Source organism: Bradyrhizobium sp. (assembly GCF_019244115.1).
GTDB lineage: Bacteria > Pseudomonadota > Alphaproteobacteria > Rhizobiales > Xanthobacteraceae > Bradyrhizobium.
Genome location: NZ_JAFATE010000019.1, coordinates 1 through 11238, shown reverse-complemented (window position 1 = coordinate 11238; position 11238 = coordinate 1). Strand labels below are relative to the sequence as shown.

The window sequence follows — 11238 nt, the reverse complement described above, 5'->3', positions numbered from 1 at the left end:
TTTGTTTGGCGCGAAAGCCGTCCTTTTGAGGACGATGCCCCCGAAATCATTCCAAGAGGACAACCGACATGGCCGTTCCCAGACGAAAAACTTCGCCCTCGCGTCGCGGCATGCGGCGCTCGGCGGATGCGCTGAAAACGCCGACCTACGTCGAGGACAAGGATTCCGGCGAGCTCCGCCGGCCGCATCATCTCGACCTCAAGACCGGCATGTACAAGGGCCGGCAGGTGCTGAAGAGCAAGAAGGAATCCTGATCGCGCGGTGGCGTCAGAGCGTTTTCGAGCGAAGTGGGCACCGGTTTGCGTGCAGAAAACGCGTCAAAACAAAAAGCTAGAGCTTCTGTTCCGATTCAATCGGAACGGAAGCTCTGGGAAGCGAATGGATACGAACAGGTGCCGCCTGTTCGTATCGCAACCACCAGTTCCACAAAAAAGCTCGAACATTGTGGCGGTCTGCCCGAATTTAGCCAACGAGTGACGCAAGACCGGACTGGCCGGTAAATGCGTGCCAGCATCTTGCCGGCGATCATTGCGGATCCCCGCACTCGTTCCTTTGCTAAGTCCCGAGAAGGCCACCATGGTCGGTTTCCCTCTGCTGCTGATTCCGATCGCGTTGTACAACGCCATCGCCTTCCTGATGCCGACCGTATCGGTCACGGATCGGCTGTTCAGCGTGACATTGCTGTCCGGGGCGGAATGGCCGGTGACGCTCAGCGATGTCCTGCTCACGCTCGGCGTTCTCCTGCTGCTGCTGGAAGTCATCAAGGGCGCCCGTCCCGGCGCGAAATATCTGACCGACCATCTGCTGTCGCTGATCGTGTTTGGCGCTGCCGCCTTCGAGTTCTTGATGTGGCGGAAGTTCGGGACCGCGACCTTTTTCCTGCTGACGCTGATCGCGATGACGGAGTTTTTGAGCGGGATCGCCCTGCGCACCCATCGTCGCGCCATGCCGGCCACGGCGACCGGGCCCGCCGCAGCGGAAGAGCCGGCCGAAATTGCCGAACATGACGATGGGGCGGCCGAGCCAGCGCCCGATCACGCACCCGCGCCGGCCGCCACCTCGGCCGTACCAGCGGCCGCTTCCATCGCCGAGTCGGTCCTGATGGACCATCCCGAGCCGAAGATTGCCCAGCCCGTGGTGCCTCCCCGCGAGTCCAGGAAAGAGCCGATCAGCGAGATTTTGCGGGAGTCGAAGGGCGAGGCGAGCGCCGAAACGAGGGTCGAGCCAAATGCCGAACCGAAGGTTTCTCGCGCGAGCTGCAGCCCGGCGATAGCGGACAACAGCGATAGAAGTCGCGCGAGTTCGGACGGCCTCTAGATGATCTGGCGGGTGCGGCAGCCCACGGTAGGCTGCGGCCGGTCCTGCGCGGTATAGGCGGAGTGCGCGTCCGAGGGAGCTGCCCGCCGCAGGTTGCGGGTCTGCGGCAGGTGCGCGGCGGTGGCGATCAGGTGCGCGACAAAGGTCGGATCGGGCCTGGTCACCTGGCGCGCGATGCGTGCGCTCCGGTCGGTTGGTGTGAGCGGCACGAGGTCGACACACGCTGGCGCGTCCTCGGTCTCGTGTCCTGCCATCCCATCCGTGTCGCTGCGCATGTCAGACCCAAATTCGGCTGAAACTGCACCATTTCGGGATGCAGCATCCTCTCTTGCTCCTTCATCGCAAAGCGCGTGCCGCTTGCCGCCCGCCCCTCCTGGCCGGCCACCGGACATGGTTTGTGGATTATTTATCAACTTTGCATAGGGTTTGGCGCGGGACACGCATTATCCTTAAGGCTCAAGAATCACCGGTGCCGGCACCCTGTCCCGAAACGAGGCGACTTTGACCTCTGCTGCCTTGCAAACCTCAGCGATCCTGGCGTCTCTCGGGCAAGCCGCCTTCATCTGGGACGTCACGTCCGACATGCTCAGCTGGAGCGATCATGTCGGGGAGGTCTTTCCGGACATTCCACAGGCCCAGCTGGCGAGCGGGGCGGAGCTTTCCAAGCTGATCGAGCCGGAGCGCTCTATTCGCTCAGACGCGCTGACCCATTCGCCGCCGACCCATGGCGAAGAGGGCGTCCCGTATCGGATCGAATACGGCGTGCGCGCCAGCGTTTCGGCGGCGGTGCTCTGGATCGAGGAGACCGGCTGCTGGTTCGCAGGCCCCGATGGCAGGCCGGCCCGCGCGCAGGGTGTCGTGCGCATCAACAATGAGCGCCACGCGCGCGAGGAGCAGCTGCTCAAACTGTCCCGGCACGACCCGCTGACCGGCGAGCTCAACCGCACCCATCTGATCGCCGCCCTCGCCGAGGCGATCGAAGAGGCCCAGCGCTATCGTTTCTCCAGCGCGTTCCTGCTGATCGCCATCGATCATCTGGCCCGCATCAACGATGCCTTCGGCTTCGATGTCGCCGAGGGCGTCATTTCCGAGGTCGCGCGGCGGATCCGGGCCCGGCTTCGCGGCGGCGACGTGCTCGGCCGTTTCTCCGGCAACAAGTTCGGCCTGATCCTGAAGAACTGCACGGTCGAGGACATGACGACCGCCGCCGAGCGCTTCCTGGCCGCGGTTCGCGACGAGGTGGTTCCGACCAAGTCGGGCCCGGTCTCGGTCACCGTGTCGATCGGCGCCGTCAGCCTGCCGCGCCATGCCCGCGATGCGGACGAGGCGATCAACCGCGCCCACGAATCGCTCGACAGCGTCAAGCGCCGCCGCGCCGGCTCGTTCGCAGCCTGGCGCCCGAACGCCGCGCGCGACGCGCAGCGCCGTGTCAACATCCGCGTCACCGATCAGATCGTCACCGCACTCAATGAGCGCCGCTTGGTGCTGGCGTTCGAACCGGTCATGGCGGCGCGCTCGCGCGAGACCGCGTTCTACGAGTGCCTGATCCGCATGGAGCAGGACGACGGGCGGGTGCTGCTGGCGCCGGACATCGTCCCCGTGGCGGAGCGCCTCGGCCTGATCCGGCTGGTCGATCACCGCGTGCTGGAGCTCGTGGTGGCCGAGCTCGCTACTTCGCCCGACGTGACGCTCAGCCTCAACATCTCTCCGGATACGACCATGGATCCGGACTGGTGGTCGTCGATCGAGTCCATCATGAGCGCTCAAAGCGGCCTCGCCGAGCGGTTGATCGTCGAGATCACCGAGACCGTGGCCATCCAGGACATCGACGATGTGCGCGGCTTCGTCGCACGGTTGAAAAACTTTGGCAGCCGCATTGCCATCGACGATTTCGGCGCCGGCTACACCTCGTTCCGCAACCTGCGCAAGCTCGGCGTCGACATCGTCAAGATCGACGGCGCATTCGTGCAGAACCTGACCCGCTCGGCCGATGACCGCGCCTTCGTGCAGACGCTGATCGACCTGGCGCGCCGGCTCGACATCAAGACCGTGGCCGAATGGGTGCAGGACGAGGAGGCTGCGAGCCTGCTGCGCGACTGGGGCTGCGATTTCATCCAGGGACGGCTGATCGGGCTCGCGTCAGCCGAACGGCCGTGGCAGAAGCCCGGCGGCGTGGTGTTGCCCGTCGCGGGGTGAGCGGCGAGACAAGCTGAAGGATCGTCATGCCCGGGCTTGTCCCGGGCATCCACGACTTCCGTTTGTCGGTAGCCAAGACGTGGATGGCCGGGACCCGGCCATGACGACACTTTGAATCCGATAAAGTCAGATGACGGAGGAGATCACTCTTCCTTCTTCGGCTCTTTCGACATGCGATCGAGCCGGTCCTGCATCTCTTTCATCTGCTTGCGCAGCTCGTCGATGTCATCCTCGCCGCTCGCGGGCTCGGCCGCCTTGTCCTGCTCGGTGCCGGTGCGCGGGCCGAACGGCTTGAACATCGAAAAGGTCTGCTGGAACAGCTCCATGTTGCGGCGGACCTGCTCCTCGAGCTGCGCAAACGGCGTGCCGCTGAACGTGGTCTGCAGCTGCTTGCGGAATTTCTCCTGCTCGCGCGTCAGCATGTCAATCGACTGCTCGAGATATTTCGGCACCACCATCTGCATGCTGTCGCCATAGAAGCGGATCAGCTGGCGCAAAAAGGTGGTCGGCAACAGGTTCTGCCCTGCCTTGTTCTCCTGCTCGAAGATGATCTGCGCCAGCACGGAGCGGGTGATATCGTCGCCGGTCTTGGCATCGAACACGAGAAAATCCTCGCCCTCCTTCACCATCGCGGCGAGGTCTTCCAGCGTCACATAGGTGCTCGTCCCGGTATTATAGAGCCGCCGGTTCGCGTATTTCTTGATCGTCGTAGGTTGGTCAGATTTCGCCATGAGCTCACACGTGCAAACCGAGGAGGGGACACCCTGAGGGCACATTGCCGCAGGGCAAACGAGCTACGCGTCGCAACAAAATAAGCACTTTCAAGTTGGTTCGGCTACCGTTTTGTGCGCTACGGTTAATTCGAGAGCCCAGGGAGGGAGGGACCGTCACGCTTCCGGCAACGCTGATTTGAATGCGCCGCAGCGAGAATCGCGCCCCGGCCGATTGACATGCCTCAATGTCGTTAACAGGATAGGGAAGCAGATAGGACTGCCGCTCCGGCGCCTGCCGATCTAAAAGACACATCAATAACAACTCAAGGAGATGCCCATGTCAGACGATGTCGTCATCGTCAGCGCCGCCCGCACCGCCGTTGGAAGCTTCAACGGCGCCTTCGCCACCATGCCCGCTCATGACCTCGGCGCCATCGCCATCAAGGCTGCGCTGGAGCGTGCGGGCGTCGAACCGGCGCGCGTCTCGGAGGTCATCATGGGCCAGATCCTCACCGCGGCTCAGGGCCAGAACCCGGCGCGGCAGGCCTCGATCGCCGCCGGCATCCCGGTCGAAAGCCCGGCCTGGGGCGTCAATCAATTGTGCGGAAGCGGCCTGCGCACCGTCGCGCTCGGCTATCAGGCGCTGCTCAACGGCGATTCCGAGATCGTCGTCGCCGGCGGCCAGGAGTCAATGAGCATGGCGCCCCACGCGCAGCACCTGCGCGGTGGCGTCAAGATGGGCTCGCTCGATCTCATCGACACCATGATCAAGGACGGGCTGTGGGACGCCTTCAACGGCTACCACATGGGCAACACCGCCGAGAACGTTGCCAAGCAATATCAGATTACCCGCTCGCAGCAGGACGAATTCGCGGTCGCCTCGCAGAACAAGGCCGAGGCCGCGCAGAAGGCCGGCCGGTTCAAGGACGAGATCGTCCCCGTTACCATCAAGAGCCGCAAGGGCGACATCGTGGTCGACGCCGACGAATATCCGCGCCACGGCGCCACGCTCGACGCGATGGGCAAGCTCAGGGCGGCCTTCGAAAAGGACGGCACCGTGACCGCCGGCAATGCCTCGGGCATCAATGACGGAGCCGCCGCCGTGGTGCTGATGACGGCCAAGCAGGCGGCGAAGGAAGGCAAGAAGCCGATCGCCCGCATCGTCTCCTGGGCCCAGGCCGGCGTCGATCCGAAGATCATGGGCACCGGCCCGATCCCCGCCTCCCGCGCCGCTCTGAAAAAGGCCGGATGGAATATCGCCGATCTCGACCTGATCGAGGCCAATGAGGCCTTTGCGGCGCAGGCCTGTGCGGTCAACAAGGACCTCGGCTGGGATACGTCCAAGGTCAACGTCAATGGCGGTGCGATCGCAATCGGCCATCCGGTCGGCGCCTCCGGCGCGCGCGTGCTGGTGACGCTGTTGCATGAGATGCAGAAGCGCGATGCCAAGAAGGGCCTCGCCACGCTCTGCATCGGCGGTGGCATGGGCATTGCAATGTGCGTCGCACGGGACTGAAGCATCGCACGTGACCGACGCTGCGGCGGTTCATTCGGCCGTATTGAATTAAGGCCAAAACGCCCGGCATCGCCGGGCGTTTTGGCCTTGATGTTTGTCAACCGGCTGGCTTTATTCGAAGCCTATTCATAAGGCCTCGATTAAGGGGCATAGGACGAGGGAAGGATACGACATGGCACGTGTGGCGTTGGTGACGGGCGGGACGCGCGGGATCGGCGCGTCGATTTCCAAGGCGCTGAAGGCTTCAGGCTACAAGGTTGCGGCCAACTATGGCGGCAACGATGCGGCCGGCGAGAAATTCAAGGCCGAGACCGGCATTCCCGTCTACAAATGGGATGTCTCCGCGTTCGAGGCCTGCGCCGAGGGCGTCAAGAAGGTCGAGGCGGATCTGGGACCGGTCGAGGTGCTCGTCAACAACGCCGGCATCACCCGCGACGGCGCGTTTCACAAGATGACGATCGAGCAGTGGAGTGCTGTCATCAACACCAATCTCGGCTCGCTGTTCAACATGACGCGCCCTGTCATCGAGGGCATGCGCGCGCGAAAATTCGGCCGGATCATCAACATCTCCTCGATCAACGGCCAGAAGGGCCAGTTTGGCCAGGTCAATTATTCGGCCGCGAAGGCCGGCGACATCGGCTTCACCAAGGCGCTCGCGCTCGAGAACGCCAAGGCCGGCGTCACCGTGAACGCGATCTGCCCCGGCTATATCAATACCGAGATGGTGCAGGCGGTGCCGAAGGACGTGCTGGAAAAATCCATCCTGCCGCTGATCCCGGTCGGCCGCCTCGGCGAACCCGAGGAGATCGCGCGCGCCGTCATCTTCCTGGCGGCCGACGATGCAGGGGCCATTACTGGCTCGACGCTGTCGATCAATGGCGGGCAGTACATGGTGTGATCCTTACGGCGTTGCATCGCGACGCCTGATGAGGCAAACGGTCGTCATGCCCGGCCTTGTGCCGGGCATCCACGTCTTGGAGCTCGCTCCGAATGAAGACGTGGATGGCCGGGACAAGCCCGGCCATGACGGAGGGAGTGATGTCTCCTCACAGTGCGACCCTGATCGGACTGACGGCGATCTTGATGTGGTCGCTGCTCGCGGTGCTGACGGTTGCGACCGGACAAATTCCCGCCTTTCAGCTGGCGGCAATGACGTTTGCGATCGGCGCGGTGGTGGGCGCGTTGACCTGGATCGGCCGCGGCGAAGCGGTCCGCGCACTGCGGCAACCTGTAAAGGTGTGGCTTGTCGGTGTTGGCGGCCTGTTCGGCTATCACGCGCTGTATTTTCTGGCGCTGCGCTTTGCCCCGCCCGCCGAAGCGGGCCTGTTGAATTATCTCTGGCCGCTCCTGATCGTCCTGTTCTCCTCGCTTCTTCCGGGCGAGCGGCTTTTGCCGCATCACGTCCTCGGCGCCGTGCTCGGCCTTGCCGGCACAGTGCTGTTGTTTCTCGGCAATGATCGTAGTGGTTTTGCGCCGGGACAGTTGCCGGGCTTTGCGGCGGCGATCGTCGCGGCCTTCGTGTGGGCCACCTATTCGGTGCTGTCGCGCCGCTTGAAATCGGTGCCGACGGACGCGGTCGCCGGCTTCTGCCTGGCAACATCAGTGCTTGCCGCGTCAGTGCACATGCTGGTCGAGACCACGGTGTGGCCCGCAACTCCAGCGCAATGGCTGGCGGTGGTTGGGCTCGGCGTCGGCCCCGTTGGCGCGGCCTTCTACACCTGGGACATCGGCATGAAGCGCGGCGACATCCGCGTGCTCGGCGCTGCGTCCTACGCGACGCCGCTGCTGTCGACGGCCTTTCTCATCCTCGCGGGCTTTGCCAGGCCGAGCGTGACGATCGCGCTGGCCGCGCTGCTGATCGCCGGCGGCGGCCTGGTCGCGGCGAAGGACATGTTCCGCATGCGCGTCCAGGATCAAGGGCGGTAGGGTGGGCAAAGCGAAGCGTGCCCACCATCAAGAGTGATGCTCGTGGAGAGACGGTGGGCACGGCGCAAGTGCGCCTTTGCCCACCTTACGGCTACGGCTTGGGCTCCCAGCCTTTCGGCGCCAGCTCAAAACCGGCGAACTCGAAGCCGGGCGCGACCGTGCAGCCGACCAGCGTCCAGTCGCCGGTGGTTTCGGCCGATTGCCAGGCGTGCGCCGGCACGATCGCCTGCGGCCGCTCGCCGCCGATAAGGTCGGGCCCGAGCCGGACGGTATGGCGCGGGCAGCCCTCGTTGGCGATCCTGAGGATGAGCGCGCTGCCCGCATAAAAATGCCAGGTCTCCACCGCATCGATGCGATGCCAGTGCGAGTGCTCGCCGCGTGCCAGCAGAAAATAGATCGCGGTGGAGAGCGCACGCCCGTTGGCGTCGACGCGCTTGTCGCGGAACATCTCGCGATAATGCCCGCCTTCCGGATGCGGCCTGAGTTCGAGGCGGGCGATGATGTCGGCGGCGGTCGCTGTCACTGCGGCCGGTCCTTCAGGACTTGTTCTTGCGTTCGCGCAATTCGCCGAACACCTCGGCGGCGCCGGCGCCCTTCATATGCAGCTTCATGGCCACCTCCGGATCGTCGGCGCGCAGGAACACGTTGGCCTGCTTCTCCTCGCCGAGCAGCGTGGGAATCGTCGGCTGGCCCGCAGCGCGCAGCCGCGCGACCTCCTCGGCACGCGCCTTCAGCGCCGCGTTGTCGGGGTCGACCGTGAGCGCAAACTTGACGTTCGAGGCGGTGTACTCATGGCCGCAATAGAGCTTGAAATCGTCCGGCAGCGACCTGAGCTTCAACAGCGAATCCCACATCATCGGATAGTTGCCCTCGAACACGCGCCCGCAGCCGATCGAAAACAGCGTGTCGGCCGCGAACAGCGCCTTCTCGGTGTCGAAGACATAGGCGATGTGGTCCAGCGTGTGGCCGGGTGTTTCCAAGACGCGCGCCAAGAGATTGCCGACCTTGACGATATCGCCATGCGCGACGCGCTGGTCGACATTGGCGATCTTCGCCTGCTTGTCATGCGGGCCGACCACGCGGCAGCCATATCTCTGCTTCAGCTCGGCGATGCCGCCGACATGGTCGTGATGGTGATGGGTGACCAGAATATCCGTCAACCGCCAGCCTTCCTTGTCGAGTGCCTTGATGATGGGGGAAGCCTCCGGCGCGTCGACCGACGCGGTGGCGCCCGTGCCGGGATCGTGAATCAGATAACCGAAATTGTCGGACAAACAGGTGAACAGGCGGATCTCGGCGGCCATGACGTCCTTCCGTCTCGCGGGGGAGGCCCTCGTTAAACGAGAGATATGGCGTTAACGTTCATTGCGCAACGCAATATTCTGAGCGCGGCTTAAGGGCGCCCCGTGTTAGAATGATGTCATGAGCATCGATGTCATCGATCTGCGCGACTTCTATTCGCGACGCCTCGGCATCGTGGCGCGGCGGCTCATCAATCGCAGCATCCGGGCGCACTGGCCGCACGCGGATGGCATGCGCGTGCTCGGGATCGGCTATCCCACCCCCTATCTGGGGCTGTTCCGTGAGGATGCCGAGCGCTGCGTAGCCTTGATGCCGGCGGCGCAGGGCGTGCTGAAATGGCCAACCGCACGGCCGACGCTTGCAGCCCTGGTCGACCAGTTTGCGTTGCCGCTGCCGGATGCGGCGGTCGACCGCATCCTGCTGGTGCACGCCCTGGAAATGTCCGACGACCCGGCAGCGCTGCTGCGCGAGGTGTGGCGGGTGCTGGCGCCGTCGGGACGGGTGATCGCCGTGATCCCGAACCGCCGGGGCGTGTGGACCCGCACCGACAACACGCCGTTCGGCCATGGCCGGCCCTATTCGCGCTCGCAGATCACGCAGCTGTTGCGGCAGACCTGGTTCACGCCGACGGCCTGGAGCGAAGCGCTGTTCATGCCCCCGGTTGCCGGCGGCTGGTTCTTGCGCTCGGCAATGGCCTGGGAACGCGCCGGCGCAACCCTATCGCTACCCTTTGCCGGCGTCCACATCGTGGAGGCCACCAAGCAGGTCTATCGCGTGATCCCCGCTTATCGCGAGCGCACGCGTCTCATTCCGGCACTGAAGCCGGTGCTGGTGCCGTCATCGACGGCGACACGCGGCTGACGATTCGGAATCTATCAGAGAAAGCTACACGCCGTCATGGCCGGGCAAAAGCGCCAACGGATCCGCGCGAAGCGGGGCCCGATGACAGGCTCCGCGCGTCTTGCGCGCGTTCGCGCAGATGTCCCGGCCATCTACGGCTTTGACGTCCCGAGGAAGAAAAACGTGGATGCCCGGCACAAGGCCGGGCACGACGAATAAACGAATAACAGGCACGACTCTCGGGGCTACTCGTTGCCGGGATTGAAATCGTCGCCCTGCGCCGCCGCTGCAGGGGCGGGCGCCATGCCTTCGGGGCGCGGTCCGTGCGGCCGGCGCCGCCGCCGCGGATAGCGCTCGCCGCCGCCACCGCCCTCGAAGCCCGAGCCGCCATTGATCTGCGGCTGTGGGCCGGTGATGAATGACGGCAGGCGGTCGACGCCGGTGTCGGTAACGGCCGGCTGGGGTTGCGGCTGCGGCTGATATTGCGGTTGCGGACGGTGGTCGCGCTCACGCGGCTCGCGATGGTCGCGTGGTTGATGGTCGCGCGGTTCACGATGCTCGCGGGGCTGCTGCTGGTCGCGCTGATAGGGCTGGTTGTCGCGATCGCGGTCACGCTCACGCTGATTGTTGTCGCGCATATAGGGCTGCGGCTGCGCGGGCACGAAACCCGGCTCCTGGCCGAAGCTCGAAAAGCCCTCGTCCTCGTCGTCATGGTCGTCGGTCGTGACGACTTCGTCCTGGCGCGGTTGCGGCTGGTTCTGGCGGAATTGCTCCTGCGCGGCGGCGATCAGGCGGAAATAATGCTCGGCGTGCTGATAGTAGTTTTCGGCGGCGATCGGATCGCCCGAGGAGCGCGCATCGCGCGCAAGCTGAACGTATTTTTCGGCGACATGCGACGCGGTGCCGCGAATCTTGATGTCCGGTCCATTCGATTCGAACACCCGGGTCATCGGGTTTTGGCCGCGCCGGTTGTTATTGTTATTCCGGTTACGCATCCGCTTGTTGTTTTGACCGTTTCTCATGTCCTGCCTTTATTCCAGCCCTGAGTTAAATGCCTTCGCAATGCCTTGGGAATTGATGACGCGCCGCATCGTTGCGCCAGGGGCGGCGCCCAGCAGCATCGATGTCGCGATGCGCTCCACGTTCTAAAGTCCAAGCCCTGACGTTGTCGTCAACCTTCGCGTCTAACAAACACGCGTTCCCCACCCACCCGCACGCGCCGCAGCCAGCGAATCCCTCATTCCGCCTGCCGCAACAGGCCCGGTTTTCGTGCGTAGGTCGTCAAGCGCAACAATTCAGGCTTTCGTTCGCTTTTCGGCCGGCGGCAGCGCAGCTCCCGAAGCTATCGCGCTCAAGTGGACCGACGTTTTGGAACCTTTCAACCGGGCGGCTCTCGCTCTGAGCTGGCTTGCACCCGTCGCATCCACG

Annotated in this window: 12 protein-coding genes; 7 read left to right on the top strand and 5 right to left on the bottom strand. The window is 64.3% G+C overall.

The window, feature by feature from the left end; all coding sequences use genetic code 11:
• The first annotated feature begins 68 nt into the window (after nt 1-68).
• Together rpmF and JOZ76_RS00990 are read left to right on the top strand one after the other, a co-directional pair.
• Nucleotides 69-254, top strand: coding sequence for a 50S ribosomal protein L32 (gene rpmF / locus JOZ76_RS00995; RefSeq protein WP_291696775.1), 186 nt, complete (start codon nt 69-71; stop codon nt 252-254).
• 322 nt (nt 255-576) lie between these two features.
• Nucleotides 577-1317 carry a hypothetical protein gene (locus tag JOZ76_RS00990; protein ID WP_291696774.1) on the top strand — a complete coding sequence of 247 codons (741 nt, stop codon included), beginning with the start codon at nt 577-579 and terminating at the stop codon, nt 1315-1317.
• Here the strand turns inward: JOZ76_RS00990 and JOZ76_RS00985 are convergent.
• On the bottom strand, nt 1314-1571 hold the full coding sequence (locus JOZ76_RS00985; protein ID WP_291696773.1) for a hypothetical protein: 258 nt from the start codon (nt 1569-1571) through the stop codon (nt 1314-1316). The two genes, JOZ76_RS00990 and JOZ76_RS00985, sit on opposite strands and share 4 nt — an antisense overlap.
• A 247-nt stretch (nt 1572-1818) precedes the next feature.
• Here JOZ76_RS00985 and JOZ76_RS00980 point away from each other — a divergent pair, with 247 nt between their 5' ends.
• Nucleotides 1819-3513 carry a bifunctional diguanylate cyclase/phosphodiesterase gene (locus JOZ76_RS00980; RefSeq protein ID WP_291696772.1) on the top strand — a complete coding sequence of 565 codons (1695 nt, stop codon included), beginning with the start codon at nt 1819-1821 and terminating at the stop codon, nt 3511-3513.
• A 143-nt stretch (nt 3514-3656) separates the two neighbouring features.
• Here the strand turns inward: JOZ76_RS00980 and phaR are convergent, their stop codons facing one another.
• Nucleotides 3657-4244, bottom strand: coding sequence for a polyhydroxyalkanoate synthesis repressor PhaR (phaR, locus tag JOZ76_RS00975; protein WP_291696771.1), 588 nt, complete (start codon nt 4242-4244; stop codon nt 3657-3659).
• Nucleotides 4245-4563: 319 nt separating this feature from the next.
• On the opposite strand from phaR, the gene JOZ76_RS00970 reads away from it, so the two are divergent.
• The 3 genes from JOZ76_RS00970 to yddG all read left to right on the top strand — a co-directional run bounded on the left by JOZ76_RS00970 (nt 4564) and on the right by yddG (nt 7668).
• Nucleotides 4564-5742 carry an acetyl-CoA C-acetyltransferase gene (locus JOZ76_RS00970; protein WP_291696770.1) on the top strand — a complete coding sequence of 393 codons (1179 nt, stop codon included), beginning with the start codon at nt 4564-4566 and terminating at the stop codon, nt 5740-5742.
• 172 nt (nt 5743-5914) lie between these two features.
• Nucleotides 5915-6640, top strand: a complete 726-nt coding sequence (gene phbB, locus JOZ76_RS00965) for an acetoacetyl-CoA reductase (protein WP_291696769.1) — start codon at nt 5915-5917, stop codon at nt 6638-6640.
• A gap of 140 nt (nt 6641-6780) precedes the next feature.
• Nucleotides 6781-7668 (top strand): aromatic amino acid exporter YddG, encoded by an 888-nt coding sequence (gene yddG, locus JOZ76_RS00960; RefSeq protein ID WP_291696768.1) that lies wholly within the window; start codon nt 6781-6783, stop codon nt 7666-7668.
• Between the two features lie 91 nt (nt 7669-7759).
• On the opposite strand, the gene JOZ76_RS00955 is transcribed toward yddG, so the two are convergent.
• The gene (locus JOZ76_RS00955; RefSeq protein WP_291696767.1) at nt 7760-8191 is read right to left on the bottom strand and encodes a cupin domain-containing protein; all 432 of its coding nucleotides are present in this window, start codon (nt 8189-8191) and stop codon (nt 7760-7762) included.
• Nucleotides 8192-8204: 13 nt separating this feature from the next.
• On the bottom strand, nt 8205-8972 hold the full coding sequence (gene gloB / locus JOZ76_RS00950) for a hydroxyacylglutathione hydrolase (protein WP_291696766.1): 768 nt from the start codon (nt 8970-8972) through the stop codon (nt 8205-8207).
• Between the two features lie 118 nt (nt 8973-9090).
• On the opposite strand from gloB, the gene JOZ76_RS00945 reads away from it, so the two are divergent.
• The gene (locus tag JOZ76_RS00945; RefSeq protein WP_291696765.1) at nt 9091-9831 is read left to right on the top strand and encodes a class I SAM-dependent methyltransferase; all 741 of its coding nucleotides are present in this window, start codon (nt 9091-9093) and stop codon (nt 9829-9831) included.
• 224 nt (nt 9832-10055) lie between these two features.
• Here JOZ76_RS00945 and JOZ76_RS00940 read toward each other — a convergent pair whose 3' ends face one another.
• Nucleotides 10056-10832, bottom strand: a complete 777-nt coding sequence (locus tag JOZ76_RS00940) for a DUF4167 domain-containing protein (RefSeq protein ID WP_291696764.1) — start codon at nt 10830-10832, stop codon at nt 10056-10058.
• Between the last annotated feature and the right edge of the window lie 406 nt (nt 10833-11238).